General features: G+C 67.3%; 24 protein-coding genes and 1 riboswitch. Of the genes, 14 read left to right on the top strand and 10 right to left on the bottom strand.

Annotated elements, in window-relative coordinates:
• Positions 1-33 precede the first annotated feature (33 nt).
• Both ABLE92_RS22880 and ABLE92_RS22885 read left to right on the top strand, forming a co-directional pair.
• Positions 34-1,320, top strand: coding sequence for an adenylosuccinate synthase (locus ABLE92_RS22880; protein WP_348807094.1), 1,287 nt, complete (start codon positions 34-36; stop codon positions 1,318-1,320).
• A gap of 201 nt (positions 1,321-1,521) precedes the next feature.
• A complete protein-coding gene (locus ABLE92_RS22885; RefSeq protein ID WP_348807095.1) occupies positions 1,522-2,865 on the top strand; it encodes an NAD-dependent succinate-semialdehyde dehydrogenase in 1,344 nt (447 codons plus the stop codon).
• Between the two features lie 22 nt (positions 2,866-2,887).
• Here ABLE92_RS22885 and ABLE92_RS22890 read toward each other — a convergent pair whose 3' ends face one another.
• On the bottom strand, positions 2,888-4,414 hold the full coding sequence (locus ABLE92_RS22890; protein WP_348807096.1) for an alpha/beta hydrolase: 1,527 nt from the start codon (positions 4,412-4,414) through the stop codon (positions 2,888-2,890).
• A 132-nt stretch (positions 4,415-4,546) separates the two neighbouring features.
• On the opposite strand from ABLE92_RS22890, the gene ABLE92_RS22895 reads away from it, so the two are divergent.
• Positions 4,547-6,181 (top strand): adenylate/guanylate cyclase domain-containing protein, encoded by a 1,635-nt coding sequence (locus ABLE92_RS22895; protein ID WP_348807097.1) that lies wholly within the window; start codon positions 4,547-4,549, stop codon positions 6,179-6,181.
• A 9-nt stretch (positions 6,182-6,190) separates the two neighbouring features.
• On the opposite strand, the gene ABLE92_RS22900 is transcribed toward ABLE92_RS22895, so the two are convergent.
• A complete protein-coding gene (locus tag ABLE92_RS22900) occupies positions 6,191-7,786 on the bottom strand; it encodes a Na+/H+ antiporter (RefSeq protein WP_348807098.1) in 1,596 nt (531 codons plus the stop codon).
• Positions 7,787-7,838: 52 nt separating this feature from the next.
• Here ABLE92_RS22900 and ABLE92_RS22905 point away from each other — a divergent pair, with 52 nt between their 5' ends.
• From ABLE92_RS22905 to ABLE92_RS22915, 3 genes are all read left to right on the top strand, one after another.
• Complete coding sequence (locus ABLE92_RS22905) at positions 7,839-8,192, top strand: UBP-type zinc finger domain-containing protein (protein WP_348807099.1); 354 nt, start codon at positions 7,839-7,841, stop codon at positions 8,190-8,192.
• Positions 8,193-8,646: 454 nt separating this feature from the next.
• Positions 8,647-10,383, top strand: a complete 1,737-nt coding sequence (gene purT, locus ABLE92_RS22910) for a formate-dependent phosphoribosylglycinamide formyltransferase (RefSeq protein ID WP_496560840.1) — start codon at positions 8,647-8,649, stop codon at positions 10,381-10,383.
• Positions 10,384-10,393: 10 nt separating this feature from the next.
• On the top strand, positions 10,394-10,873 hold the full coding sequence (locus ABLE92_RS22915) for a DUF456 domain-containing protein (protein ID WP_348807101.1): 480 nt from the start codon (positions 10,394-10,396) through the stop codon (positions 10,871-10,873).
• 7 nt (positions 10,874-10,880) lie between these two features.
• Here ABLE92_RS22915 and ABLE92_RS22920 read toward each other — a convergent pair whose 3' ends face one another.
• Genes ABLE92_RS22920 through ABLE92_RS22930 form a run of 3 tightly spaced genes read right to left on the bottom strand, consistent with a single transcriptional unit; the run spans position 10,881 to position 13,844 of the window.
• Positions 10,881-11,687: an ABC transporter ATP-binding protein gene (locus ABLE92_RS22920; protein WP_348807102.1), complete on the bottom strand. Its 807-nt coding sequence runs from the start codon at positions 11,685-11,687 to the stop codon at positions 10,881-10,883.
• Positions 11,688-11,700: 13 nt separating this feature from the next.
• Complete coding sequence (locus ABLE92_RS22925) at positions 11,701-12,813, bottom strand: FecCD family ABC transporter permease (RefSeq protein WP_348807103.1); 1,113 nt, start codon at positions 12,811-12,813, stop codon at positions 11,701-11,703.
• Entirely contained in the window at positions 12,810-13,844 is a 1,035-nt protein-coding gene (locus ABLE92_RS22930) for a FecCD family ABC transporter permease (RefSeq protein ID WP_348807104.1), read from the bottom strand. The genes ABLE92_RS22925 and ABLE92_RS22930 overlap by 4 nt, the downstream gene beginning before the upstream one ends.
• 189 nt (positions 13,845-14,033) lie before the next feature.
• Between ABLE92_RS22930 and ABLE92_RS22935 the strand changes: the two genes are divergently transcribed.
• Complete coding sequence (locus ABLE92_RS22935; RefSeq protein ID WP_348807105.1) at positions 14,034-14,579, top strand: hypothetical protein; 546 nt, start codon at positions 14,034-14,036, stop codon at positions 14,577-14,579.
• A 165-nt stretch (positions 14,580-14,744) separates the two neighbouring features.
• Here the strand turns inward: ABLE92_RS22935 and ABLE92_RS22940 are convergent, their stop codons facing one another.
• A complete protein-coding gene (locus ABLE92_RS22940) occupies positions 14,745-16,136 on the bottom strand; it encodes an FAD-dependent oxidoreductase (RefSeq protein ID WP_348807106.1) in 1,392 nt (463 codons plus the stop codon).
• Positions 16,137-16,261: 125 nt separating this feature from the next.
• A complete protein-coding gene (locus ABLE92_RS22945) occupies positions 16,262-16,525 on the bottom strand; it encodes a hypothetical protein (protein ID WP_348807107.1) in 264 nt (87 codons plus the stop codon).
• Between the two features lie 112 nt (positions 16,526-16,637).
• Here ABLE92_RS22945 and ABLE92_RS22950 point away from each other — a divergent pair, with 112 nt between their 5' ends.
• Genes ABLE92_RS22950 through ABLE92_RS22960 form a run of 3 tightly spaced genes read left to right on the top strand, consistent with a single transcriptional unit; the run spans position 16,638 to position 18,777 of the window.
• Entirely contained in the window at positions 16,638-17,171 is a 534-nt protein-coding gene (locus ABLE92_RS22950; protein WP_348807108.1) for an Rv0361 family membrane protein, read from the top strand.
• Positions 17,168-17,581, top strand: coding sequence for a rhodanese-like domain-containing protein (locus ABLE92_RS22955; protein ID WP_348807109.1), 414 nt, complete (start codon positions 17,168-17,170; stop codon positions 17,579-17,581). Before ABLE92_RS22950 ends, ABLE92_RS22955 begins: the two co-directional genes overlap by 4 nt.
• The gene (locus ABLE92_RS22960) at positions 17,578-18,777 is read left to right on the top strand and encodes an O-succinylhomoserine sulfhydrylase (RefSeq protein WP_348807110.1); all 1,200 of its coding nucleotides are present in this window, start codon (positions 17,578-17,580) and stop codon (positions 18,775-18,777) included. Before ABLE92_RS22955 ends, ABLE92_RS22960 begins: the two co-directional genes overlap by 4 nt.
• Positions 18,778-19,170: 393 nt before the next feature.
• Here ABLE92_RS22960 and ABLE92_RS22965 read toward each other — a convergent pair whose 3' ends face one another.
• Both ABLE92_RS22965 and ABLE92_RS22970 read right to left on the bottom strand, forming a co-directional pair.
• A complete protein-coding gene (locus ABLE92_RS22965; RefSeq protein ID WP_348807111.1) occupies positions 19,171-19,350 on the bottom strand; it encodes a hypothetical protein in 180 nt (59 codons plus the stop codon).
• A 229-nt stretch (positions 19,351-19,579) separates the two neighbouring features.
• Positions 19,580-20,665 (bottom strand): isochorismate synthase, encoded by a 1,086-nt coding sequence (locus ABLE92_RS22970; RefSeq protein WP_348807112.1) that lies wholly within the window; start codon positions 20,663-20,665, stop codon positions 19,580-19,582.
• 91 nt (positions 20,666-20,756) lie between these two features.
• A riboswitch (SAM riboswitch) is annotated at positions 20,757-20,870 on the top strand.
• A 17-nt stretch (positions 20,871-20,887) separates the two neighbouring features.
• Here ABLE92_RS22970 and ABLE92_RS22975 point away from each other — a divergent pair.
• Entirely contained in the window at positions 20,888-22,207 is a 1,320-nt protein-coding gene (locus ABLE92_RS22975) for an aminotransferase class V-fold PLP-dependent enzyme (RefSeq protein WP_348807113.1), read from the top strand.
• On the top strand, positions 22,204-22,647 hold the full coding sequence (locus tag ABLE92_RS22980) for a hypothetical protein (protein ID WP_348807114.1): 444 nt from the start codon (positions 22,204-22,206) through the stop codon (positions 22,645-22,647). Before ABLE92_RS22975 ends, ABLE92_RS22980 begins: the two co-directional genes overlap by 4 nt.
• A gap of 84 nt (positions 22,648-22,731) precedes the next feature.
• On the opposite strand, the gene alc is transcribed toward ABLE92_RS22980, so the two are convergent.
• A complete protein-coding gene (gene alc / locus ABLE92_RS22985; protein ID WP_348807115.1) occupies positions 22,732-23,715 on the bottom strand; it encodes an allantoicase in 984 nt (327 codons plus the stop codon).
• Positions 23,716-23,902: 187 nt separating this feature from the next.
• Between alc and ABLE92_RS22990 the strand changes: the two genes are divergently transcribed.
• Both ABLE92_RS22990 and ABLE92_RS22995 read left to right on the top strand, forming a co-directional pair.
• On the top strand, positions 23,903-24,427 hold the full coding sequence (locus tag ABLE92_RS22990; protein ID WP_348807116.1) for a MarR family winged helix-turn-helix transcriptional regulator: 525 nt from the start codon (positions 23,903-23,905) through the stop codon (positions 24,425-24,427).
• On the top strand, positions 24,414-26,138 hold the full coding sequence (locus ABLE92_RS22995; RefSeq protein WP_348807117.1) for an MDR family MFS transporter: 1,725 nt from the start codon (positions 24,414-24,416) through the stop codon (positions 26,136-26,138). Before ABLE92_RS22990 ends, ABLE92_RS22995 begins: the two co-directional genes overlap by 14 nt.
• Positions 26,139-26,293 lie beyond the last annotated feature (155 nt).

The following is a 26,293-nucleotide window of genomic DNA, read 5'->3' on the forward strand; positions in this document are numbered from 1 at the left end:
GTTCGACGAACGCAACTGAAGGGTGAACAGACCATGGCCGCGATCGTGCTTATCGGCGCCCAATGGGGTGACGAGGGCAAAGGTAAGGCCACCGATCTCCTCGGCGGCAAGCTGCAATGGGTGGTCCGCTACCAGGGCGGCAACAACGCCGGTCACACGGTGGTGCTGCCCAACGGCGAGACCTTCGCCCTGCATCTGATCCCGTCGGGCATCCTGACCCCGGGCGTGAACAACGTCATCGGCAACGGTGTCGTCGTCGACCCGGGTGTGCTGCTCACCGAACTCGGCGGCCTCGAGGACCGCGACGTCGACACCACCGGCCTGATGATCTCCGCCGACGCCCACCTGCTGATGCCGTATCACGTGGCCATCGACAAGGTGACCGAACGCTTCCTGGGCAACAGGAAGATCGGCACCACCGGTCGCGGTATCGGACCCTGCTATCAGGACAAGATCGCCCGCGTCGGTGTGCGCGTCGCCGACGTCCTCGACGAGTCGATCCTCGCCCAGAAGGTCGAGGCGGCACTCGAGTTGAAGAATCAGATCCTGGTGAAGATCTACAACCGCCGCGCGCTCGATCCGCAGCAGGTCGTCGACGAGGTGCTCACCCAGGCCGAGGGCTTCAAGCACCGCATCGCCGACACCCGGCTGCTGCTCAACCAGGCCCTCGAACGCGGTGAGACCGTCCTGCTCGAGGGTTCGCAGGGCACGCTGCTCGACGTCGACCACGGCACCTATCCGTATGTGACGTCGTCGAATCCGACCGCCGGCGGCGCGGCGGTGGGTGCGGGTATCGGACCCAATCGCATCACCACCGTGCTCGGCATCCTCAAGGCCTACACCACGCGCGTCGGCTCGGGCCCGTTCCCGACCGAACTGTTCGACGAGTGGGGTGCGTACCTGGCCAAGACCGGCGGCGAGGTCGGCGTGACCACCGGCCGGGCCCGGCGCTGCGGCTGGTTCGACGCCGTCATCGCCCGCTACGCGACGCGCGTCAACGGCATCACCGACTACTTCCTGACCAAGCTCGACGTGCTCTCCAGCCTGGAGACCGTGCCCATCTGCGTGGCCTACGAGGTCGACGGTGAGCGGGTCGAGGACATGCCGATGACGCAGACCGGTTTCCATCACGCCAAGCCCATCTACGAGGAGATGCCGGGCTGGTGGGAGGACATCAGCGAGGCCAAGACCTTCGACGATCTCCCCAAGAACGCGCAGGACTACATCCTGCGTCTCGAGGAACTCTCCGGTGCGCATATCTCGTGCATCGGCGTCGGCCCGGGACGCGAACAGACGATCGTGCGCCGCGACATCGTCTGAAAGCGGGCGAGAATTGCGGATACCGTTGTCGGCCGTCCTATCGGCTTCGAAATTCGTAGAAGACCGGACGTGCAAGCGCGGATAACCGCTGCCGATGTGTCTCAATACGGCGGTATCGGCAGCATGTCCGCGTGATGTTGGTTAGCCTCGTGGAAGCAGGAGGTGGCGCCCCGGCCACCCCGCAAACGAGGAGAGTGTCCGATGGGCCTGTACGCCGTCACCGATCCCGCGACCGGTGAGGTCGTCAAGGAATACCCGACCGCCACCGACGATCAGGTCACCGCCGCGATCGCGTCGGCCGCCGACGCATTCGCGAGCTGGTCCAAGACCTCGACGGTGGCGCAGCGGGCCGAGTTGATCCGCAAGGTGGCGGCGCTGCACACCGAACGCAAGGACGAGCTCGCCGCCATCATCCAGCGGGAGATGGGCAAGCCGCTCGATCAGTCGGTGGGCGAGGTCGAGTTCAGCGCCGCGATCTACGAGTACTACGCCGACAACGCAGAGAAGTTCCTCGCCGACGAACCGATCACCCTGCTCGAGGGCGAGGGCTCGGCATTCGTCCGGCGCAGTGCCGTCGGGGTGCTCCTCGGCATCATGCCGTGGAACTACCCATACTACCAGGTCGCCCGGTTCGCCGGCCCGAACCTGGTGCTGGGCAACACGATTGTGCTCAAGCATGCGCCGCAATGCCCGGAGTCGGCGGCCGCGCTGCAGCAGATCTTCCTCGACGCCGGCTATCCGCCCGGCGCCTACGTCAACATCTATGCGACCAACGATCAGATCGCTGCGGCCATCGCCGATCCGCGTATCCAGGGAGTCTCGCTGACCGGTTCGGAGCGGGCCGGTGCCGCCGTCGCCGAGGTCGCCGGGCGCAACCTGAAGAAGGTCGTCCTCGAACTCGGTGGATCCGATCCGTTCATCCTGCTGTCCACCGACGATCTCGACGCGACCATCTCCGCCGCGGTCGACGGGCGTTTCGAGAACACCGGTCAGGCCTGCAATGCCGCCAAACGCTTCATCGTCGACGAGAGCATCTACGACGACTTCATCACCAAGTTCACCGACAAGGTCAAGGCGACCGCGCAGGGCCTCGCCCCGCTGTCGTCGCTGGCCGCCGCCGAACGTCTCGAAGAGCAGGTGAACACGGCCGTGAAGTCCGGCGCCACACTGGATTCCGCGGGTGAACGCTCCGGCGCGCACTTCCCGCCCGGGGTGCTCACCGGCATCGATCCGGAGTCGCCGGTCGCCAAGGAGGAACTCTTCGGCCCGGTGGCCACCGTCTACAAGGTGGCCGGCGAGGACGCGGCCGTCGCGCTGGCCAACGACATCCCGTTCGGGCTCGGATCGTATGTGTTCACCACCGACGCGGATCAGGCGCTGCGGGTGGCCGACAAGATCGAGGCCGGCATGGTCTTCGTCAACGCCGTCGGTGCCGAGGGTGCCGAATTGCCCTTCGGCGGCGTGAAGCGATCGGGCTTCGGACGGGAGCTCGGTCGCTTCGGCATCGACGAATTCGTCAACAAGAAGATGATCCGCATCAGCTGATCCGCACAAGCCCCCCGGTGCGTCAGCGCACCGGGGTGGTGGTGGTCAGTGCCGAACCCTCGGCGGGAACCCCGACGCTCGGCGATTCGCTTGCCGGCGAGGGGCTTTCGCTCACGCCGGGATCGGCCGAGGTGGTCGTGCCGGCCGGGGCGGAGGTCGACGGATCATCCGAGCCCGACTCATCCGACCCCGACTCATCCGACCCCGACGACGGGACCGACGGATCGGCCGAACCCGACGACGGATCGTCCGAGGGCGCCGCACCCGACGCCGATACCGAAGATGCTTGTGCCGCAAGCACGGTGGGCAACGCGACGGTGGTGCTCGCCGCCTTCCGTGCGGCCGCGGTGGCCGCCGCGACGCCCGCGGTGTTGGTGTCACCGCCGGCGCTGACGACCTGCGCCTTGGTGGTCACCGGCGGATTTGCCCGCAGCGCGGCCAGCAGGTCGTCCCGGCCGTCGGTGAGACTGCGGCCCCAGGTCGTCCAGGTGTGACCGCCGTAGTTGGGTAGCGAGATCACCGACGCCCCGGACTGGGCGAGCTGCAACTGCATCAGCACCGTCGACACCGCCGACAGCATCTCCAGTGCCATCGCACTGATCTGATCCTGCTGGGAGAGCTTCGCCATCTCCGAGGGGGTGAGGAATCCGTTGCCGGAGGAGATGATCAGCACCTGGCCGTTCTCCTTCAGCTTGTCGACGTTGCGGGACGGATCGTTGGCCGCCCACTGTGCGCTGCCCGGCGCACCCCACATGTTGACGATGCCGTTGGTGTAGTTGGAGACGATCGTCTGCGACGCCAGCACCCCGAGCGCGCCGATCGGGTTGTCGAGTTGGTAGTACCCGGACATCGCCTGCACCACCTTGAACTGCTCGGGATGCTTCTCGGCGAGGGTCACCGCCGGACCCGCCGACATCGACAGCCCGACGATCGCATTGCCGGACTTGCTGACGCCGAAGTTCTGCGACAGATAGTCGGGCAGTTCCCGGGTCAGGAAGGTCTCCTGCTTGATCGTCGTGTTCGCCCCGGCCGGGCCGTTCCAGTCGGTGTAGAACGACGACGCCCCGCCGGCCGGCATCACCAGCGTGGTGTCGGTCGACGAGTCATACACCTTGGCGGCCTGCACATCGCTGGTCCACGCCGAGTGGGTGTCCACCGCACGCATGCCGTCGAGCAGGTAGATGCCCTTGTCGCTCCCGTTGGAGGCGCGGATCTGCACGACGATGAACTTGTTCATCGACGCCGACCACACCTTGCAGTTCTGCACGTAATTGCCCGACGCATCCCACGTGCAGCCCGGGCGCAGCACCTCCGGGTGCCCGACCAGCGCCGAGGCGGTGTTCCCGCCGGTGATCAGGCCGCTGAGGACGTAGAGGAGCAGCGTCACCACGGCGGCGATGCCCGGGATGACCAGACGCCGACCCGGCAGGCGCCGACGACGCGGTGATCGGCCGGAGGGCTGCTGCTGTTGCGGGTGAATCGTCCATCCGGATGCGATCGGCGATCCGGCCGCATCCGGGGCGGCGTGGGCGTCATGGGAACCGGACATCGACACTCCTATCGGTGGCGCCGAAACCAGATCGCGCCAATATTGTTTGCATCGCGAATGACCGGCTCGGGTGTTACACGTCCGGACGCCCGGATCGACTCCACCTCGGGCGAGTCGTGAGAAGGTGATCGGGTGGCGAGGACGGGTAGACGTGACTACGGATCGATCCTGCTCGGCTCGTCGAAGGAGAGCGGGGTCAAACAGCGCGTCCGCATCCAGACGCTGCTCACGTCGTCGATCGTGTTCGCGAACCTGGTGGGTGCGATCATGGCGATCACCCTGACCTCGGTGGGGATTCCCGAACCGTCGGTGTTCCGGAGCAACCTGTGGTGGGTCAACTTCATCGCGCTCCCGGTGTATGTGGTGTTCGCCTTCGTCATCGGGATCGTCCTCGGTACCGTCGTCGTGGTCCGCGATCTGCGCTGGGCCATCCAGGACCGGGAACCCACCAAGAAGGACGCGCGCCGCGCCCGACGCGCCCCGATACGCCTGCTCGGCCTGCAGGCGGCCCTGTGGGCCGGTGCGGTGGTGTTCTTCACACTCGCCTACGGGATACCCGACCCCGACCTCATCCCCAAGATGTTCTTCGTCGTCGGGCTCAGCGGCGTGGTGGTCGTCGCGATCTCGTCGCTGTTGATCGAGTTCTCCCTGCGTCCGGTGGCCGCCGAACTCATCAGCGCCGGCTACGGCCGACGCAAACGCAGCGGCGTACGCAGCCGATCGGTGACCTCCTGGATGGTCGGATCGGCCATCCCCATCGTCGGCATCCTGCTGGTGGTGATGTTCGGCGCGTTCCGCGACGAGACGACCAAACTCGACCTGTTCGTCGGGGTGATGGTGCTCGCGCTCACCGCGCTGGCCACCGGTCTGATCCTGACCCTGCTGTCCAGTCTGTCCGTCATCGGACCGATCCGCAGTGTCCGCTCGGCGATGGGACGGGTCCAGGCGGGCCGGCTCGACGACGCCGACCTCGTCGTCTACGACGGCACCGAACTCGGTGATCTGCAGGCCGGATTCAACTCGATGGTCGGCGGGCTGCGTGAACGAGAGCACATGCGGGACATGTTCGGTCGGCATGTCGGACGCGAGGTGGCCGCGGCGGCGTTGTCGTCGGACCCGGAGCTCGGTGGTATCGAACGGGTGGTGGCCGCCGTCTTCGTCGACGTGATCGGTTCGACAACCCTTGCCGCGCAACGCTCCCCGGTCGAGGTGGTGGAGATCCTGAACCGCTTCTTCGCGGTCATCGTGGCGGCGGTGGAGGAACAGAAGGGATTGGTCAACAAGTTCGAGGGTGACGCGGTGCTGGCGATCTTCGGTGCGCCGCTGGCCCTTCCCGATGCGGCCGGGGCGGCGTTGGCCGCGGCCCGGCACATCTCGATGCGGCTGCGCTCGGAGGTGCCGGAACTATCCGCCGGCATCGGGATCAGCCACGGACCGGTGGTCGCCGGAAACGTCGGTGCCATCGAACGATTCGAGTACACGGTGATCGGTGATCCGGTCAACGAGAGCGCCCGGCTCTCGGAGCTGGCCAAGCGGGACCCGTTGCGCCCCTTGGCGTCCGGGCGTGCCATGGACGCCGTGAAGGGCGACGAGGGCCGGTATTGGCGACGCGCGGAAACCGTCACGCTGCGGGGCCGGACCCAGGAGACGGTGGTCTACGAACTCGACGACGTCGACGACAGGGACGACACCGACGACTCCGAGGGTGCCGAGGGTGTCGAGAACATCGACGAGATCGGGGACCGCGTCGGCTCCGACGAGGCGTGACCGGGCCGCTCAGCTGTCGCTGCGGTCGGTGTATCCCTCGGCGAAGTCCAACCGCCGCAACGCCATCCGGAGCACCTCATCGTCGATGCGGCCGGCGTCGCGTTCCTCGATGAACACCTTGCGTTGCACCGCGAGGATCTTTCCGCGGATCCGGTTGCCTGCCGCGGTGGGGCTCTCGCCGATGGCATCGGGTCCCCGGCCGAGTTCCTCCCACGCCGTATTCCGTTGCGTGGTCACCCATTTGCGCTGCATCGCGATCTGATGCCGACGCACGTCGTCGGGTGCCATCTGCGCCTCGATCTGATCGAGCAGGGCCTCGGATTCCCGCGAGGCCCGGTCCTGTGCACCGGCATAGGCCAGGCGTTCGGTGGCGGCGTCATCGCCGGCGACACCGAGACGCCGGATGATCCACGGCAGCGTGGTGCCCTGGATCAGCAGCGTGCCCACCACCACGACGAAGGTGAGGAAGATGATCTCCGCGCGCGCCGGGAACGGGGCATCGGAGTTGGTGGTCAGCGGGATCGCGAACGCCGCCGCGAGCGACACCACCCCACGCATGCCGGCCCAGCCGACGATGAACACCCAACTCGGCTTCGGGAACGGCTCGCGTTCCCGGATGGTGCGCGACAGCAGCCGCGGCAGATAGGTCGCCGGATACACCCAGATGAAGCGCACCACGATCACCGCGAGGAGTACCACGACGGCGTCGATGGCGACCTGGGCCCACGACTCACCCTCCAGTCCGTCGACCAGGTCGGGCAGTTGCAGGCCGATGAGCAGGAAGACGAATGCCTCGAGGATGGCGTCGATGGATTTGCGCACCGCCTCGTCCTGCAGGCGGGTCTGGTAGCCCTCGCGGACCGATCGTTGTCCGAGCAGCAGGCCCGCGGTGACCACCGCGATCACCCCGGACGCGCCGAACTCCTCGGCGACGAAGTAGGTGCCGAACGGCACCATGATGCCGATCGCGGTCTCCATGGTCGGGTCGGTGAGCCAGCCGCGCACCCATGAGGTGAGGTAGCCGATCGCGAGGCCGACGAGGAGACCACCGATGGCGGCCAGCAGGAATGTCGAGATGCCGTTCCACACGGTCGTGGTCATTCCGACGGCCGCGGCGACGGCGACCCGCAACGCGGTCAGTGCCGTCGCGTCGTTGAGCAGGCTCTCGCCACCCAGCAGTGTCATGATGCGCCGCGGCAGACCCACCTTGCGTCCGATGGCCTGTGCCGACACCGCGTCCGGCGGCGCGACGATCGCCCCCAGCACCAGGGCAGCGGCCAGCGGCACGTGCGGGATGCTCCACCAGGCGACCAGCCCGACCAGCACCGTCGAGAACAGCGGCAGGCCGACGGCCAGCAGACCGATGGATCGGCGGTTGGCCCGGATCTCCTGATACGAACTGTCCTGCGCGGCCGAATACAGCAGCGGCGGCAGGATGACGAACAGCACGAACTCGGGTTCCAGGGTCACCTCGGGCAGACCCGGGATCCATCCGAGGGCCAAACCGACCGCGACGAGCACCAGCGGAGCGGACAGACCGTAATGACGACACAGCGCGGCGATCGCGAGCGACACCGCCGCGACGAGCAGGAGTGAGGCACTCACCCGGACGAACGTAGCACCGCCTCGCACGGGCCACCGTGCCGATAATGGATGCATGCGACTGTTTGGACGTGGAAACCGCAGCGACGACGCGGACGCCGGGGCGGGCACCGGTGCCGGGGCGACGGCGCAGCGCTGCCCGGAACTCGCCCGCTACGGTGCCGACCCGGCCGGCGACCCGCCACCGGAGAACGGCCGCAACGACCAATGCCAGGACTGTGTGCAACTCGGTGAGCAGCACTGGTCGCATCTGCGTGAGTGCCTGGAATGCGGACACATCGCCTGCTGTGACTCGTCGCCGCGCAAACATGCGACCGCGCATTTCACGGCATCGGGTCACCCCGTCATGCGTTCGGCGGAACCCGGAGAACTGTGGCGTTGGTGCTATGTCCACCAGGTGATGGGCTGACCGACCGTGATGGTCCCGCGTCCGCGCAGGTCACAGCCCCGTATCGACTCCCGGTTCACCGAGTGTGGTGTCGATGACCGCGCTGCGCCGCGCCACGTAGAATCCGGGAATGACCTCGAACACCGAGAGTGGTGCATCGCCGCAGGAGCCGCCGCGCACCGAGGCCGCCGCGCCGAGTGTCCCGCCGGCCCAGGCGCCCGTCGTGCAGGTGCCGCAACCGTCGACGGATTCGTCGGACGGTGCTGCGGTGCCCTCCGGACCGGGTATCGACACACCGCTGTCGGTGTCGTCGGTGACGGAGTCCGCACCCGAGGCGGAGTCGGCATCTGAGCCCGGGTCGGCACCCGAGGCGCAGCCGGTGGTCGCCGAGTCGACGCCGGAGCCGGTGGCAATGGCCAAGGAGCCGGTGGCAATGGCCGAGGGGTCGGCGGCGATGGCCAAGGAGCCGGCGGCAATGGTGAAGGAGCCGGCGGCAGCGGCCGCGGCCGACGCCGAGGTCGCGGCATCACAGGCGCCGACGCAGGTGCAGGCGGTGTCCGCGCCGAAGGAATCGCCCGTCGGGCCGCCCGACATCCTGGGTACGCCGCTGTCGCCGACGGCGACGCGCGTCATGGTGCTCGGCGCGGGTGAACTCGGCAAGGAACTCGTCATCGCGTTCCAGCGGCTCGGCGTCGAGGTGATCGCCGTCGACCGTTACGAAGGTGCGCCCGGGCATCAGGTGGCCCATCACGCCGAGGTCATCGACATGACCGACGGCGACGCCATCCACGCGTTGGTGCAGAAGTACCGCCCGCATTACGTGGTGCCGGAGATCGAGGCGATCGCCACCGACGCGCTCAAGTCGATCGAGGACCGCAAGCTGGCCGAGGTCATCCCGACGGCGTCGGCGGTGGTGGCGACGATGAACCGGGAAGGCATCCGCCGGCTGGCCGATGAGGATCTCGGGTTGCCGACCTCGCCGTATCTGTTCGCCGGGTCGCACGATGAGATGGCGGTCGCGGTCAAGCAGATCGGTTTCCCGTGCGTGGTCAAGCCGGTCATGTCGTCGTCGGGCAAGGGCCAGACCATCCTCAAGAGCGCCGCCGACATCGACTCGGCCTGGGAACGCGCCACCACCGGCGGCCGCGTCGCCGGGGAGCGGGTCATCATCGAGGGATGGGTGGAATTCGACTTCGAGATCACCCTGCTGACGGTCCGGGCCATCGATCCGGCCACCGGAAAACTGATGTCGCATTTCTGTGCCCCGATCGGCCACAAGCAGGTCAACGGAGACTACGTCGAGAGCTGGCAGCCCCACGACATGACGCCCGACGCGTTGGGCGCGGCCACCTCCATCGCGGCCCGCATCGCCACCGCCCTCGGTGACGGAAAGCTCGGTGGCCGAGGCATTTTCGGTGTCGAGATGTTCGTCAAGGGCGACGACGTGTACTTCTCCGAGGTCAGTCCGCGTCCGCATGACACCGGGCTGGTGACGATGGCGACGCAGCGGTTGAGCGAGTTCGAGATGCATGCGCGCGCCATCCTCGGCCTACCCGTCGACGTCACGCTGGCCTCCCCGGGTGCATCCGCGGTCATCTACGGCCAGCTCGACGAGAAGGCCATCGGCTTCGAGAACGTCGCGCGGGCGCTGGCCGTGCCCGAAACCGACATCCGACTCTTCGGTAAGCCCGAGAGTTTTCATCGGCGCCGCGTCGGCGTGATCACCGCGACCGCCGACGACGTGGCCACCGCCCGCGAACGTGCCGTGCAGGCCGCCTCGATCGTCACGCCCGTTCCCGGCCGACCGGCCCGTCATGGCGCACCCGCGCCGATGCCGCCGACCGCGCCCGCCGGTGCCGCGTCCCGCGGACCTGCGGGTCCGCCACCGGGCGCGCCACCGCGACCGGGTCCGCAGCAGATGGCACCACAGGCAGGGCGGCCGCCGATCGGCCCGGGTGGCCCCGGTGGTCCGGCGCCGCGCGGCCCGCAGGGGCCGGGGCCGGGTGCTCCGCAGGGTGGACCGCACGCTGCTGGACCGCACGCCGGTGGACCGCGCGTGGGCCCGCCGGGTGGTCCCCGACCGCCGATGGCTCCTCGCCCGCCCGCGGGCCCGGGTGGTCCGCCCGCTGCGCGCCCGCCGGCGGCCGCACCGGCACCGGCACCGGCACCGGCTCCTCAGGGTGCCGAATCGTCTCCCGCACAGGTCGACTGACGCCTCGCCCATGCCGCTCTACGGCGACGTCATCGTCGGTGTCTGCATCCTGATCGGTCTGCTCGGCATCGTGGTGCCGGTGCTGCCCGGCACCCTGGTGGTGGTCGTGGCGATTCTGTTGTGGGCCATCGTCGTCGGCGGTTGGGCCTGGTTGATCTTCGCGATCGCCGCGGTCCTGATCGCCACCAGTGAGGTCATCAAGTACGTGCTGGCCGGCCGGGTCATGCGGCGCCACGAGATACCCAACCGCACCGTCCTCGTTGGCGCCGTGGTGGGTATCGTCGGGTTCTTCGTGATCCCGGTGATCGGCCTGTTCATCGGATTCATCGTCGGCGCAATGGTTTCGGAGTTGATCCGCACCCGCAGCACCGCTGCCGCGTGGCGCGGCACCGTCGGCGCCACCAAGGCGTCGGCGGTCACCATCGGGATCGAACTGCTCGGTGCGTTGCTGGCGTCCGGGGTGTGGCTGGCGGGTGCGATCGCGCTCTGAGCGCTCCTCAGGCGCTGGGAACCCCACGGGCGCTGTGTGTTCCGATCGGCACGATCATCGGGCCGCCGAACACCGGATCGGTGACGACCTGCGCGCGCAGGCCGAAGGCGTCCTCGAGGAGGTCGGTGGTGATCACCTCGTCGGGCACACCGTGGTGCACCAGTCCGCCGTCCTTCATCACGAACAGTGAATCACTGTATCGCACAGCCAGATTCAGGTCATGCAGCACCATCACGATGGTCTTGCCGTGGTCGGTCTTGAGGGAGTGGACGAGATCGAGCACCTCGAGCGAGTGTGCCAGGTCGAGGTAGGTGGTGGGTTCGTCGAGCAGCAGCAGGTCGGTGCCCTGCGCGAGGGCCAGCGCAATCCAGACCCGTTGGCGTTGCCCGCCGGACAGTGCGTCGAGGGTGCGGTCGGCGAGGTCGGCGGTGGCGGTCAGCTCCAGCGCCTCGGCGACGGCCCGTTCGTCCTCGGCGGAGGCCTGCTGATACCACTTCTGATAGGGATGACGGCCCCGCGCGACCAGATCCTCGACCGTGAGTCCTTCGGGCGCAACGGGATTCTGCGGCAGGATACCGAGGCTGCGGGCGACGGTCTTCGGTTTGATCGTGGTGATGTCGCTGCCGTCGACGAACACCGTGCCGGATCGGGCCGGCAGCAGCCGGGCGAGGCACCGCAGCAACGTCGACTTGCCGCACCCGTTGGGGCCGATGATGGTGCTGATCGCGGCGTCGGGGACGTCGATGTCGAGTCCGTCGATGATGACCCGTTCGTCATAGCCGACGACGAGGTCGCGTGCGGAGAGGCGGGTCATGCGGCAGCCTTGGTCATACGGTGGCCTTTCGGGAGATCGTGACCATCAGGTAGATGAGGAACGGGCCGCCGATCGCGGCGGTGACGATGCCGACCGGGAGGCCGGAGGGCAGCAAGGTGCGGCACGCGATGTCGCCGGCGACGACGAGGATCGCGCCGATCGCGCCGGAGGCGATGGGTGTGGGGATGGCGCTGCCGCTGATGCGCATCGCGATCTGCGGGGCGAGTAGTGCGACGAAGGCGATGGGGCCGGCCGCCGACACGGCGAGGGCGGCGACGATCACCGCGATGAGCAGGATCGCCGAGGAGACGGCCAGTGTCCGGACACCGAGGGACCGCGCGAGATCATTCCCGAGGCTCATCGCGTCGACCTGCCGGGCGAGGACCCCGACGCCGACGACGGCCAGCACGACGGCGATCGCCACCGGCCACACACTCGACCACGACGTGTTGGCCACCGAACCGACGAGCCACGTCTGGGCGCGTGCGACGTCGCGGATCTCCGCGCGGGTCAGCAGATAGGAGGTGCCGGCCTGCAGGACCCAGGTGATGCCGACACCGATCAGCACCAGCCGCAGCGGATTGATGGCGTGATTGGCCTTTCGGCCGGGCCAGGCGAGCAGATACATCAGCGCCGCGGTTCCCAGACCGCCGACGAGCGCGGCCATCGGCACGCCGAGTTCGGCGAACCAGGCTCCCCAGCTGGTCCCGAAGGCGATCGCGGCGACCGCTGCGGCGCCGGCGCCGGCGGTGATGCCGAGCATGTCCGGGGTGGCGAGCGGATTCTGTGCGATCAGCTGGGTCAGTGACCCCGACATCCCGAGAGCGAACCCGACGAGCACCGACACCGCGGCCCGTGGCACCGCGTCGTCGAGGATGACGACGTTCTCTATGCGGGTGCCACCGCCGAGCAGGATGCGCATCACGTCAATCGGGGTGACCGGGTATTCGCTGATGGTGACGCTGAGCAGGAACAGCACGAAGGTGATCACCAGCGAGCAGGTCACGGTGATCAGCACCCGGGGCCGGATCACCCACGACGTCGGGCCGAACCGGACGATACGACGCGCGGCGCGCGTGGACGCAGCCTCGGCGGTGGCGGGGTGGGGCGTCGTGTCGGTGCTCATACGCTCGTCAACTTCGTCCGTCGGACCATGGCGATCAGGAACGGGGCACCGACGAAGGCCAGCACCACGCCGACCTGCACCTCACCGGGACGTGCGATGACGCGTCCGATGATGTCGCAGACCAGCAGCAGCGCCGCGCCGATGAGTGCCGAGTACGGGATGATCCAGCGGTAGTCGGGCCCGGTGATCGCGCGCGCGATGTGCGGGACGACCAGTCCGAGGAAGACGATCGGGCCGCAGGCGGCGGTGGCCGCGCCGATCAGCAGGGTGATGCCCAGGATGCCGACGCCGCGGATCAGCAGCACCCGCGATCCGAGTGCCTTGGTCATGTCGTCGCCCAGCGACAGCAGGTTGAGGAAGAAGCCGCTGGCCATCGCCAGGACCAGACCGATCACGATGAACGGCAGGCTCGCCCAGAACACGTCGATGGAACGGCCGGACGTCGAACCCACACTCCAGAAACGCCAGGCGTCCAGCGACTGGGTGTCGGTGAGGACGATCGCCGACGTGATGGCCACCAGCATCGCCGACAGGCCGGTGCCGGCCAGGACGAGGGTCACCGGACCGGTGCCGGTGAGTGCGGCGACACCGAAGACGGCCGCCGACGCGATGATCGCACCGAGCAGTCCGAACCCCATGTACGCCAGCGGCGAGGAGATGCCGAAGATGTAGACCCCTGTCACCACCGCGCAGGCGGCGCCGGCGTTGACGCCGAGCATGCCCGGGTCGGCGATCGGATTGCGGGTGTGACCCTGGGTGATGGCGCCGGCCGCGCCGATCGCCAGGCCGACGACCAAACCCAGCAGGGTCCGCGGCACGCGCAGGTCCCAGACGATGCCGGCGGTGTCGGTGGAGGTGTCGATGTGCGGGGTGGTGAAGTGGATCAGGCCCTGCCAGATCTGGGCCGAGCCGCTGGTCAGGCTGTCCCAGGTGGTGGCGAACGGGATCTCACGCGCACCGATCAGGACCGAGCCGATGAGCGCGACGATCAGGACGGCCACAATGGTCAGCAGCCCGGTCAGTCGTCGCACGAAGGGTTACCTTACCTGACAGTCGATTTCGGGGAATCGGGTGACGGACCGGCCACCGACCGGACACAATTCTGAGACGCACGTAACGGTTACCTGTGAGACTGCGATAAACGTGGACGTAACCAATTCGGCGCCCAGCGCCGCCTGAGTTCACGACCTTCGGGTCATATCGACGAAGAAGGAGTCGACATGAAGAAGACGCTGAAGCGCCTGGTGGCCGGTGTGGCCGTCGCGGCGGGTATTGCGAGTGGCTCGATGGTCGCCGCAGGTGAGGCGCAGGCCGCGCCCGCGCCGGGTAACCTCGCACTGTTCGGCGGGGTGGACTGCTACTTCAAGGGTTGGGGGCCCACCTGGGACAACCTTCCCGGTTGGCGTATGCACCGGTGGATGACCGTGCGCAACATCGGTGGCACGACCATGCACAACGTGAGCATCACCGAACTCGGTGGCGGTGCGATCTATGTGCCGGCTCGTACCAAGGATCAGGCCATCGCTGCCGGCGCGAACAAGGACACCGCACGCAACACCATCCGCGGTGAACTCCTGCCGGGTCAGGCTTTCAAGCCGGCTCAGCTCGAGACGACCTGGCGTGCCTGCTTCCCGTCGTCGATCTCCGGCTACACGATCGGTCAGGAGGTCGAGGACGTGACCAACAACTTCGGCTTCTGGGCCAACGTCCGGCAGCAGCAGGGAACCCCGGGGACGGTCAACACGCCGCCGTCGGCGACGAACTGACCGCTCTCACACCAAAACCCGCGGAAGAACCTTCTTCCGCGGGTTTTGTGTTCCCCGGCCAAGATCTCCTGGGGCGCGAAACAAAAAGTGGCGGAAGAAGATTCTTCCGCCACTTTCAGTATTCGGTTGTGCGCGTGCGTCAGGCCTTCTGCACCCCTGACGGAGTCAGGCTTTTTGCACCTTGCCGGGCTCGGACGCGGCCAGCATGTCCTCACGCTCGACGACCTTGATGCGCTCGCGGCCCTGTTCGGCGCCGAGGGACCGCTCGTGCTCGTCGAGGCGGTACCAGCCGTCCCAGGTGGTGAACGGGATGCTCTTGGACTCGAGCAGTTCGATGACGGCGTCCTCGGACGGACTCGACGGCGTGTTCAGCACGCCCTTGCTCATGTCCTCGATGATGCACTCGACGGTCTCGTTGGCGTCGCCCTTGGTGTGGCCGATCAGGCCGACCGGACCGCGCTTGACCCAACCGGTGGTGTACAGGCCGACGAGGTGGGTGCCCTCGTCGAAGATGCGTCCGGCCTCGTTGGGGATGACGCCGGCCTGGGTGTCGAACGGGATCTCCGGCAGGTTGTCCGACAGGTAGCCGACGGCGCGGTAGATCGCGGTGACGTCCCAGTCGGTGTGCTTGCCGGTGGGCTTGACGTTGCCGGTGCCGTCGAGCTGGGTGCGCTCGGTACGCAGACCGACGACCTTGCCGTCCTCACCGAGGATCTCGATGGGGCTTTCGAAGAAGTGCAGGAACAGCTTGTGGATGGCGCCCTGCTTGGGCTCGCGCATCGCGTAGTTCTCGATGATCGTGGCGACCTGGTCGGTGATCTTCGATCCGCGACGGGCCACGGCCGAACCCTCGTCGTAGTCGATGTCCTCGGGGTCGACGATGACCTCGATGTTCGGCGAGTGATCGAGTTCCTTGAGTTCGAGCGGGGTGAACTTGGCCTGCGCCGGTCCGCGTCGTCCGAAGACGTGCACCTCGACGGCCTTGTTGGCCTTGAGTCCCTGGTAGACGTTGTCCGGGATCTCGGTCGGGAGCAGTTCGTCGCCGGTCTTGGCGAGCACGCGCGCGACGTCGAGTGCGACGTTGCCGACGCCGATGACGGCGACCTTCTCCTGATCCAGCGGCCATTCGCGGGGGAAGTCGGGGTGGCCGTCGTACCAGGCGACGAACTGTGCGGCGCCGTAGGAACGCTCGAGGTCGATGCCGGGGATCTGCAGTCCGCGGTCGTCGGTGGCGCCGGTGGAGAAGATCACCGCGTCGTACAGCGACTTCAGTTCGTCGAGGGTGATGTCGGTGCCGTAGTCGATGTTGCCGAGCAGACGGACCTGCGGCTTGTCGAGCACCTTGTGCAGGGCGGTGATGATGCCCTTGATGCGGGGATGGTCGGGTGCGACGCCGTAGCGGATCAGGCCGAACGGCGCGGGCATCCGCTCGTAGAGGTCGATGCTGACGCCACGATCCTTGGCGGTGTCGGACTTCATCAGCGCATCGGCGGCGTAGATCCCGGCGGGACCGGCCCCGATGATGGCAACGCGCAGCGGGCGGCTCTGATCGGTCATAAGGTGTCGTCTACCTCGTTCTCGTCTGTCTTCGACGCGCGCGGGAGGTCAGCGGTGCGTCGACGCTTATCCCCTCTACGGTAGGCGTTGCTGCGCCGTACCCAAAATCCCGGGTTAGGGTCGCCTCACTCCCATCGTCCGTGCGGGTCGTAGGGCAGGTCCTCGGGAGACACCGATGAGGGGTCCACCCACCGATGTGCCTGCCCCATGAAGGTGTGTACGAAGCCGCATCGTGCACAGATGGCGCCGTCCGCGGATTTGTTCCACCCGTCGAGACCCATGAACGTCATCCCACTGGTGTTCATCTGCACCTCACGCTGGGTGAACGAGACACCGGAACAGATCAGGCAGGACAGATAGCGGTGAGTGGGTGCGATGAACACGTGCATCCGACGAGTGTGACGCCTCCGACGCTCGCATGCCCGCGTTGTCATGTGAGCGAATGCACCACGGCACAAGGCCCCCGAAACCGGCGAGAACTGCGGCGATACACTCGCCCCCATGGCCAAACGCGCACCTCGTAAGTCCGCACCGGAGACCGTCGGTGACGATCTCGGTGCCGACGACCCGGGTGCCGGCGATGTCGGTGCCGACGCGGCGCCGTCGTGGCGCAAGGTCTGGCCTTTTCTGTTGGCGTTGATCGTCGTGGTCGTGGCGGTGGTCGGGATCTTGCTGTCGTATCTGATCCGGCCGGCCGAGGAACGGGCCAGTGAACCGGCTCAGGTCCAGTACGCGATCAACGATTTCTACACCGCGCGCAACAACGTCGATTACGCGGAATTCCGCGATCACACCTGCGCCGCCGACCTGAATGCGAGTGACTTTCCGTCCGAGGCGGAGTTCGCCGCCGAGAACCAGAAGTCGTTGGAGGCCAACGGGCGGATCGTGATTCCGGAGATCAGCGATGTCAGCGTCTCCGGTGACCGCGCGACGGCGACAGTACATTGGCAATTCGACAAGAAATCCGACGAGAAGCAGACGACGAACGTCGTGGTGCTTCGGGAGAACGGGAACTGGAAGGTGTGCAAGGCATGACTTATGCCGGAGATCTGACCCCGCAGCAGGCCTGGGAGAAGCTCGAGAACAATCCCAAGGCGAAGTTGGTGGACTGTCGCACGCGCGCCGAGTGGTCATTCGTGGGTGTGCCCGACCTCGAAGTGCTGGAGAAGCAGACCATCTTCGTCGAGTGGACCACCTTCCCCGCCGGGACCCCCAACGAGGCGTTTGTCGCCGAACTGCGTGACGCGGGCATCGCCGACGACGACGAGGTGATCTTCATCTGCCGTTCGGGTCACCGGTCGATCGGTGCGGCCGAGGCGGCCACCGCCGACGGTGTCTCCCTCGCCTACAACGTGCTCGACGGATTCGAGGGTGCGCTCGACGAATTCGATCATCGTGGTTCCAGCGGTTGGCGCGCCCAGGATCTTCCGTGGAGGCAGTCGTGAGTCGCGAACTGCCACCTGGTGTTTCGCCGGAGACCATCTCGGTCCGCGGTGGATTGGATCGATCGGGTTTCTTCGAGACGTCGGAGGCCCTGTACCTGACGAGCGGGTACGTCTACGACTCCGCCGAGGCCGCCGAGCGTGCCTTCACCGGTGAGGACGAGCGATTCGTCTACTCCCGCTACGGGAATCCGACCGTCGAGATGTTCCAGGAGCGGCTGCGGCTGCTCGAGGGGGCCGAGGCGTGCTTCGCCACCGCGAGTGGAATGGCCGCCGTCTTCGTCTCTCTCGGTGCGCTGTTGAAGGCCGGGGATCGGCTGGTCGCGGCGCGTAGCCTGTTCGGGTCGTGTTTCGTGGTGGCCAACGAGATCCTGCCGCGCTGGGGTGTGACAACGGAATTCGTCGACGGCGAGGATCTCTCCCAGTGGGAGGAGGCGTTGTCCACGCCGGCCGACGCGGTGTTCTTCGAAACCCCGTCGAATCCGATGCAGACCCTCGTCGACGTGGCGCGGGTGTCCGAGCTGGCGCATGCCGCGGGTGCAAAGGTGGTGCTGGACAACGTGTTCGCCACACCGTTGCTGCAACGGGGTCTCGAACTCGGGGCGGACGTCATCGTCTACTCGGGCACCAAGCACATCGACGGTCAGGGCCGCGTGATGGGTGGTGCGGTGCTCGGCACCAAGAAGTACATCGACGGCCCGGTGCAGACGCTGATGCGTCACACCGGTCCCGCGTTGAGCCCGTTCAACGCGTGGACGCTGGTGAAGGGCCTGGAGACCCTGCGTCTGCGCGTCGACGCGTCGGTCGCCTCGGCACTGCGGATCGCGCAGTTCCTGGAGGATGATCCGCGGGTCGGCTGGGTCAAATACCCGTTCCTGCAATCACATCCGCAGTACGAGCTCGCCAAGGAGCAGATGTCCGGCGGCGGCACCGTCGTCACCTTCGAGTTGGCCGAACTCAACGGTGTCGAGGGAAAGAAACGTGCCTTCGACGTGCTCAACGGACTCCGCGTCATCGACATCTCGAACAACCTCGGCGACTCCAAGTCGCTGATCACCCATCCGGCGACCACCACCCACCGGGCGATGGGACCGGAGGGTCGTGCGGCGATCGGTTTGGGTGACTCGGTGGTTCGGCTGTCGGTGGGGCTTGAGGGCGTCGACGACCTACTCGGCGATCTGGATCAGGCGCTGGGCTGACCGGTGTGTGGCCGCGGTTTGCGGTCGCGCAGCAACCTGGCAGGTCGTGTGCACGGCACCGCAAGGGTGTGCCGGCATCGTGGAAGACGTCAGAGAGAAACGCACACAGCGGATCTCACGTCCACGAACACAGGAGTTCACCATGGCCGCACCTCGCCGCAACAACAATCCCGCCCCCGTCCAGCGTCGTCGCCGCGTGCGCCGTTACGACCCGCGCAGCCGTCAGTGGCTGTGGATGTGGATCTGATCGGCTGACCTCGGTCGATACCCAACGGCCCCACCCGGGAGTTCCGGGTGGGGCCGAGGTGCGTGAAAGTGATTCTGGTTCAGCTGAACTCGTCTGCACTCTTCCGGGTGTATCCGGGCGCGCGTCGAGCCAGGGCCTCGCCTGGGTCAGAGGATCCGGCTGGGACCGACGAACAGCATGCCGGCCAACGGCTGTGCCGGTCCTGGGCTTTCGAGCTCCCACAATTTGTCACCGGCGTAGGAGTACACCGTCACCGTGGTCGAGCAGTCGTCATAGGGACTGTAGTACTGGACGGTGCGACAGGAATCGTCGAAAGTGTCGCCCACGGCGAGGTGTTCCCCGTCGTCGGCGACGATCGGCCCAGGTGGGCGGTGCGTGCTTCGGTTGCGTCGGTCGGGTATCCGACGCCGAACGGATTCCGTCGTCGGCCTGCGTCGACGGGCGGCTCGATGCACACTCGATCGGATGTGGCGCCCACTCGACGCAAAAGAGCGCCCACTCGATCGGATGTGGCGCCCACTCGACGGGATAGGGCGCCCACTCGACGGGTGCGGTTCAGTCGTCGATATCCAACGCCCGCAATACCGTTCGGAGTTTCGCTGTGGTCTCGGCGAGTTCGGCGTCGGGGTCGGAGTCGGCGACGATGCCGCCACCCGCCCAGCTCCGGAAGGTGCGGAGGTCTGGCTCGAGTTCCAGGCAGCGGATGGTCACCATCCATTCGCCGTTGCCGGCCGCGTCGGCCCACCCGACCGCACCGGCGTACAACCCGCGTGGTTCCTCGTGTGCGCGAATGAATTCCGTGGCCACCTCGCTCGGCGTGCCGCCGACCGCCGGTGTCGGACTCAGCGCGATCGCGAGATCCAGTGCGCCGACGGCGTCGTCGTCGAGTATCGCCCGAATAGGGGTCGCCAGATGCCACATCTCGCCGGTTGACAACAACTGCGGCTCATCGGGGATCGTGAGTTCCCTGCACAGCGGTGCCAGGCGATTCCGGAGGTGCTCGACGACGAACGCGTGTTCGCGATGATCCTTCTCCGACGCCGCGAGCTTCTCGCGGGACTCCCGGTCGGCGTCCGGATCGGCCGAGCGCGGAGCCGAACCGGCGTACGGCCGGCACGTCACCTCGCGACCGTCCTTGCGCAGCAACAGTTCCGGGCTCGCACCGAGCAGCCACGAAACGCCGGTGTCGACCGCGAATGCGTTGTGTTCGCTGTTGCCGCCGGCGAGTGCGGCCAGGAGCCCGTCGACCGCGACCGGCGAATCCAGTTGAGCCCGAATCATTCTGGCGAGGACGACCTTCGCCAATGCGCCGGAGTTGATGGCCGACAACGCGGCATGCACCCGATCACGATGGGTGGCCGGATCCGGAATCTGCTCCAACGAACTCAGCGTCCGGCGTGGCGGTCTGCCCCCGGCGAGCGGAAGCGGTTCGTGGGCCAACGCCGCAGGCTCGAACAGTGCCGATGGGGCGGACGGATCGAAGGCCACTGCCCCGACCACCGCGTCGACGGCGCCGCTGCGCAGCCGGGCCGCGGCGTCGTCGGCGTCGGCGAATCGCGTCCGCACGCCGTGCGCTCGCACCGTCCCGTGCGGTCGCGACAGGACGAACGGCGACGCGGCGTGAGTATCGGAGACGGACACCCAACCAACTTAGGCGACGACGGGCCGCGGTCTTTCGCTCACGCTGAGTGAAAATTGACACCCTTGCGCACCGTAGGCCACCCTTGGTGCAGGTCATGAGTGCCAGCGACAAGCCCCGGCTAGCTGGCCGGCAACCCTCCTCCGCGGTGGGGTGCTCCGGGTGACGACCTGGCCGTGTACCGACCGGGCACGGCAAGCGTGGATTCCCAAGGAGCCTCTGCGATGACTGCTGTCGCCACCACCACCGACTACCGCAACGACTGCGCCGTGCAGTCCGATGCCACCGACCTGCCGCCCATCGGCCCGCTGACCTCGGTCGTCGGTGCCGCCGAACTCGCCCCGCTGACCAGCGGAGATCACGTGCGCTACGCCAACTTCGACTACGCGGCCAGCGCACCCGCCCTCACCGCCGTCGCCGACGCCGTCGCGGCGTCGCTGGGTCAGTACGCCAGCGTCCACCGCGGTGCCGGCCACCTGTCGCAGGTCACCACCCGCCGCTACGAGCAGTGCCGGGACACGGTGCGACGTTTCGTGCGTGGCCGGACCGACGACACCGTCGTCTTCACCCGCAACACCACCGACGCGATCAACCTGGCCGCCCATTGCACTCCCGGCGACGTCGTCGTCCTCGACATCGAGCACCACGCGAACCTGCTGCCGTGGGTGTCCCGCGACAACGGGACCGCGCGCATCGTCTCGGCGTGCGACACCCTCGAGGACACCCTGGTCGCACTCGACGCCGAACTCGCCGCGGCGCCGGCCGCCCTGCTCGCCGTCACCGCGGCATCCAACGTCACCGGCGAGGTGCTGCCCATCTCGCGGCTGGCCTCGATCGCCCACCGCCACGGTGCCCGCATCCTCGTCGACGCGGCGCAGCTGGTGGCGCACCGACCGGTGTCGATCGTCAGCCACGGCATCGATTACCTCGTCTTCTCCGGCCACAAGCTCTACGCACCGTTCGGATCCGGTGTCCTCATCGGCCGCAGTGACTGGCTCGACGCCGCCGACCCGTATCTCGCCGGCGGTGGGGCGTCGGCGCAGGTGAGCCTCGTCGACGGACCCGACGAGAACTGCGCCTCCACCGCCTGGCACTCGGGTGCCGCGCGGCATGAGGCCGGCTCGCCGAATGTGTTGGGCGCCATCGCCATTGCCGCGGCCTGTGAGGCCATCGTCGACCTCGGTTTCGAACTGATCGGCCTGCACGAGGCGGAACTGCGCGCCCGTCTGGACGCCGGACTGGCCGGCGTCGCCGACGTGACGCCGCTGCGGATCTTCGCCGACGACCTCGATCGCGTCGGCATCGCCGGCTTCTCCGTCGACGGACACACGCCGCGCGCCGTCGCCGAGTTCCTCAGCGATCATCACGGAATCGGCGTGCGCGACGGCAAGTTCTGCGCGCATCCGCTGCTGGCCCGGCTCGGACACACCGACGGCGCGGTTCGCGCGAGCTTCGGCCTCGGCACCGATTCCGCCGACGTCGACCGGCTCATCACCGCACTCACCGAACTCACCCGCACCGCTCCCGGAAAGGCACTTCCATGACCGCCGAACTCTCCGACGTCCGCATCAGCATCGGCCGCCCCGGTCTGCGCGTGGCACTGGCCGGGGATGTGTCGGCCACCGACGCGCCGATCGTCGTGCGTCGACCGACCCTTCGCGATGCGCAGCGGGCCCGGTCGGTGCTGCGGTCCGGCATCCGGGACACCGCGAATTTCAGTGTGGCACTGGAGGTCGAGGTGGCCATCGCCCCGAATGCCGCGTCGGCGCGGGCGGCGGTCGCGGGCATCCCCGACGAGCTCGACGGCGGCACCGTCCGCTACATCGGCACACCCAGCGGGCTGGTCACCCTCATCCGCGACATCTACGCCGCCGAGGTCGCCGACGCGGTGATCCTGGTGTCGCTGGACGGGTCGGCGACCGAGAACCGGGTCCGTCAGCTCGTGCTGCCGACGTTCACCGGTGCCGCGCGACGCGTCGCCTGATCCGCAGATCTCGCACCGGTCCGGAGTGGGATTGCCGTATGCAGGTGCCACATCCTGACACCTGCATACGGCACAGACTCCGCCTCAGGCCTCCCCGCGCTCCCACTGCTCGATGAGCCCGGCGTAGGACTCCTCGGTGAGCAGTCCGTACAGCTTGAACCGGGCCATACCGCCGTCGGGGTAGATGTCCATCCGCGCCTCGGTCATCGGTCGGTCCAGGTCGATGACGAACCGATGCCGGGTGTCGGGCTGCAGCTCGGTGCGGGGCAGGACCTCGAACCACTCGCCGTCGTCGCCGTCACGGCCGCGGACCGTGGCGGCGCCTGGTGCATTGCCCAGGAAGTAGCTCGTGTCGAGCTCGATCAGACTGACCCGCCCCTGGCCGGCCAGGCGCACCTGCACCCAGTCGTTGCCGTCGTCGCGGCGTCGGGAGGTCTCCCAGCCCTCACCCATGTGGCGGGCCCGGCCGGGCATCAGCAGGTTGTTCGGTGAGCTGTAGAACATGTTGGAGCAGGCCGTGATCAGGCCGCCGTTCTCCAGCGCGGCCAGGTCGAAGTGGCCGTACCGGAAGAAGTGCGGGTTGGGCACGCCTCGGCCGTGCACCCGGAAGCGGGCGATGCCGCCGTCGGGGTGCATCGTCAGACGCACATGGGTGAAACGGTCCTTGGCATCCACCCGGAACGGATTGCGGGTGTCCCCGTCGACCGGACTCTTGTCGACGATGGTGATCCACTCGGTGTCGTTGACCAGTTCGTCGACGGAGACCACACCCTCCTTGGCGGCGGCCTCCACCGAGATGAACGGTGGGTAATTGCCCTTGAACCAGGCGGTGTCGACGACGACGCCGTAGATCACGCCCGGAGCGCCGAGGCGGATGATCGCCTGGTCGACCCCATCGCGACGACGACGCCGTGTTTCCCAGCCGTCATAGATCTGGCCCTTGTGACCGAACGTCGCGGGCCGGTACTCCGCGGGCGGCGTCGAGATGAGGTTCTGCGCCTCCGCGAACAGGTCGTCATTCGACCACACGACGGCACCGCCGAGATCCCGTAATGCCAGGTCAGGCATCGAAGTGAAGTGAGGGCGGGTTCCGGACGCGGTGGGTGGGGGCGAAGGGGTCACGGCCACCGATCCTAATGGCGTTTGCGATCGCGGCACATTCGAGCGCATACTTGCGCAGTCCAACTAGGTGCACATTGCAACTGATTGATTCGCGCACCGAAGAAATGCTCCGACTCATCCGGGGGGATCCGCCATGCTCGATCCGGTCGAGGTCGACCGCCTCTTCGACGCGCTGTCCCGCTACCTGCGGGTACGTGACCGAGCCGTGCACACGACCCTGCGCACACCGGACGGCGACGTCGAGATCGCGGCGTTCAAGGGACTCTTCCATCTGCAGCGCCGACCGATGCGTTCCCGCGAACTCGCGGGCGCGCTCAACTCCGATCCGTCCACGGTCAGCCGACAGGTCGCCCAACTCGTCGACAAGGGGCTGGTGCGTCGGGAGGCCGACCCGCACGACGGACGGGCGACTTTGCTGGTGATCACCGAAGCCGGAGACGCCCAGGTCGAGGCCATGCGCTCGGCTCGGCGCGCGGCGATGAACGACGCCATGTCGGACTGGACCGCCGACGAACTCTCCACCTTGGTGAGCTTGCTCAACCGATTCGTCGACGCCACCGAGACCTTCATGGTTCCCGACTGCGCGAGACCCCCATCCGGGAAGCACGCCAACGACGAATCCCAGCCCGATCGAAAGGACCCCGATGACCAACCATGACGCGGCGGCCGCCTCGTCGGCCTCACCCGTAGAACACGCGGGTGCCGGTCTGACGCATCGCCAGATCCTCACAGTGATGGCCGGACTGATGATCGGCATGTTCCTCGCCGCCCTCGACCAGACCATCGTCTCGACGGCGATCCGCACCATCGCCGACGACCTGCAGGGCTACGACCTGCAGGCCTGGGTCACCACCGCCTACCTGGTGACCTCCACGATCGTCACCCCGCTCTACGGCAAGCTCTCCGACATCTACGGCCGCAAACCGTTCTTCCTGCTGGCCATCTCGATCTTCGTCATCGGGTCACTGCTGTGTTCGATGGCCACGTCGATGTACATGCTGGCCGGCTTCCGAGCGCTCCAGGGGCTCGGTGCCGGTGGTCTGTTCACCCTCGCACTGACCACCATCGGCGACATCGTCCCGCCCCGGGAACGAGCCAAGTACCAGGGCTACTTCCTGGCGGTGTTCGGCACCTCGAGCGTGCTCGGCCCGGTCCTCGGCGGCTTCTTCGCCGGCCAGTCGTCGATCCTGTGGATCTCCGGGTGGCGCTGGGTGTTCCTGGTGAACGTGCCGATCGGCATCATCGCGCTGTTCGTCGTCTACGCCGTCCTCAACTATGACCAGAACAAGGGCACCGGAACCCGCACCGACTACTGGGGCGCGACGGCACTCGCGGTGACAGTGGCGCCGATCCTGGTGGTGGCCGAGCAGGGCCGCGTGTGGGGATGGTGGTCGACGAAGTCGATCGTGTGTTACGCCATTGCCGTCGTCGGGCTGGCTGCGTTCATCTGGATTGAGAACAAGATGGGCGACGACGCCCTGATCCCGCTGCGGGTGTTCAAGAATCGGGTCTTCGCGCAGGGCATCGTCGTATCGATGGTCGTCGGCGCGGTGATGTTCGGCGGCATCTCGATGCTGCCGCAGTATTACCAGGTGCTGCGCGGTTCGAGCCCGATGGTGGCCGGACTGCAGATGCTGCCGATGGTGCTCGGACTGATGTCCGGATCGGTGGCGTCGGGTCAATTGATCTCGCGCACCGGCAAATACAAGGTCTTCACGATCCTCGGGTCGGTACTGATCACGGTCGCGACATTCCTGCTGCACTACGTCAGCATCACCACGCCGGTGTGGGTGGTTATGCTCTATGCCGCACTGCTCGGCTTCGGCCTGGGCAATCTGATGCAGCCGATCACCCTCGCGATGCAGAACATCCTGCCGCCCAAGGATATGGGACTGTCGACCGGAACCGCCACGTTCTTCCGGCAGATCGGTGCGACCCTCGGTGTGGCCGTGTTCTTCTCACTGCTGTTCTCACTGATGGGACCCAACATCAAGGACGAGATGACCGCCGCGTCGACGCAGCCGGGATTCTCTGCCGGGGTGATGGAGGCGGCCCAGAGCAGCGATCCGCAGGTGCGTGAATTCGGTCAGTCGCTGATCGCGAGCCAGGCCAATCCCGGCGCGGCCGGTTCCGGATCCTCCGACAGTGTCATGAATGACACGTCGATCATCGCGAAGCTGCCCGACTCGCTGTCGGAACCCATCATGACCGGCTTCGCCAACTCGATGGACCGGGTGTTCCTGACCGTGTCGATCGTGTCGCTGCTCGCCATCATCGGCACCGTCACCTGGAAGGAACTGCCGCTGCGGTCGGGGCGCCCGATCGGTGCGCCCAAGGACGCACCGAGTGGGGAGCCGCAGAAGTCCTGACCGAGCCCCACTGACGGCGCTCCCCTGAACGTTGACCGGTGAGTGTCAAGCTGTGGTGAGTCAGTTCCCGATTTTGTTGTGTTATGCGGTGGGTTGGTGGTGCAGGTTGATGGCGACGCGTTGCTGCGGTCGTTTGACTGTGGGTGGTTGGTGGA

This window comes from Gordonia oleivorans (assembly GCF_040044975.1).
Lineage (GTDB): Bacteria > Actinomycetota > Actinomycetes > Mycobacteriales > Mycobacteriaceae > Gordonia > Gordonia oleivorans.

What these genes read in the sequence shown, in the direction of transcription:
- ABLE92_RS22880 (WP_348807094.1), top strand. Translation starts at nt 34, where the DNA reads ATGGCCGCGATCGTGCTTATCGGCGCCCAATGGGGTGACGAGGGCAAA.
- ABLE92_RS22885 (WP_348807095.1), top strand. Translation starts at nt 1,522, where the DNA reads ATGGGCCTGTACGCCGTCACCGATCCCGCGACCGGTGAGGTCGTCAAG.
- ABLE92_RS22890 (WP_348807096.1), bottom strand. Translation starts at nt 4,414, where the DNA reads ATGTCCGGTTCCCATGACGCCCACGCCGCCCCGGATGCGGCCGGATCG.
- ABLE92_RS22905 (WP_348807099.1), top strand. Translation starts at nt 7,839, where the DNA reads ATGCGACTGTTTGGACGTGGAAACCGCAGCGACGACGCGGACGCCGGG.
- purT (WP_496560840.1), top strand. Translation starts at nt 8,647, where the DNA reads ATGGTGAAGGAGCCGGCGGCAGCGGCCGCGGCCGACGCCGAGGTCGCG.
- ABLE92_RS22915 (WP_348807101.1), top strand. Translation starts at nt 10,394, where the DNA reads ATGCCGCTCTACGGCGACGTCATCGTCGGTGTCTGCATCCTGATCGGT.
- ABLE92_RS22920 (WP_348807102.1), bottom strand. Translation starts at nt 11,687, where the DNA reads ATGACCCGCCTCTCCGCACGCGACCTCGTCGTCGGCTATGACGAACGG.
- ABLE92_RS22925 (WP_348807103.1), bottom strand. Translation starts at nt 12,813, where the DNA reads ATGAGCACCGACACGACGCCCCACCCCGCCACCGCCGAGGCTGCGTCC.
- ABLE92_RS22935 (WP_348807105.1), top strand. Translation starts at nt 14,034, where the DNA reads ATGAAGAAGACGCTGAAGCGCCTGGTGGCCGGTGTGGCCGTCGCGGCG.
- ABLE92_RS22940 (WP_348807106.1), bottom strand. Translation starts at nt 16,136, where the DNA reads ATGACCGATCAGAGCCGCCCGCTGCGCGTTGCCATCATCGGGGCCGGT.
- ABLE92_RS22945 (WP_348807107.1), bottom strand. Translation starts at nt 16,525, where the DNA reads ATGCACGTGTTCATCGCACCCACTCACCGCTATCTGTCCTGCCTGATC.
- ABLE92_RS22950 (WP_348807108.1), top strand. Translation starts at nt 16,638, where the DNA reads ATGGCCAAACGCGCACCTCGTAAGTCCGCACCGGAGACCGTCGGTGAC.
- ABLE92_RS22955 (WP_348807109.1), top strand. Translation starts at nt 17,168, where the DNA reads ATGACTTATGCCGGAGATCTGACCCCGCAGCAGGCCTGGGAGAAGCTC.
- ABLE92_RS22975 (WP_348807113.1), top strand. Translation starts at nt 20,888, where the DNA reads ATGACTGCTGTCGCCACCACCACCGACTACCGCAACGACTGCGCCGTG.
- ABLE92_RS22980 (WP_348807114.1), top strand. Translation starts at nt 22,204, where the DNA reads ATGACCGCCGAACTCTCCGACGTCCGCATCAGCATCGGCCGCCCCGGT.
- alc (WP_348807115.1), bottom strand. Translation starts at nt 23,715, where the DNA reads ATGCCTGACCTGGCATTACGGGATCTCGGCGGTGCCGTCGTGTGGTCG.
- ABLE92_RS22990 (WP_348807116.1), top strand. Translation starts at nt 23,903, where the DNA reads ATGCTCGATCCGGTCGAGGTCGACCGCCTCTTCGACGCGCTGTCCCGC.
- ABLE92_RS22995 (WP_348807117.1), top strand. Translation starts at nt 24,414, where the DNA reads ATGACCAACCATGACGCGGCGGCCGCCTCGTCGGCCTCACCCGTAGAA.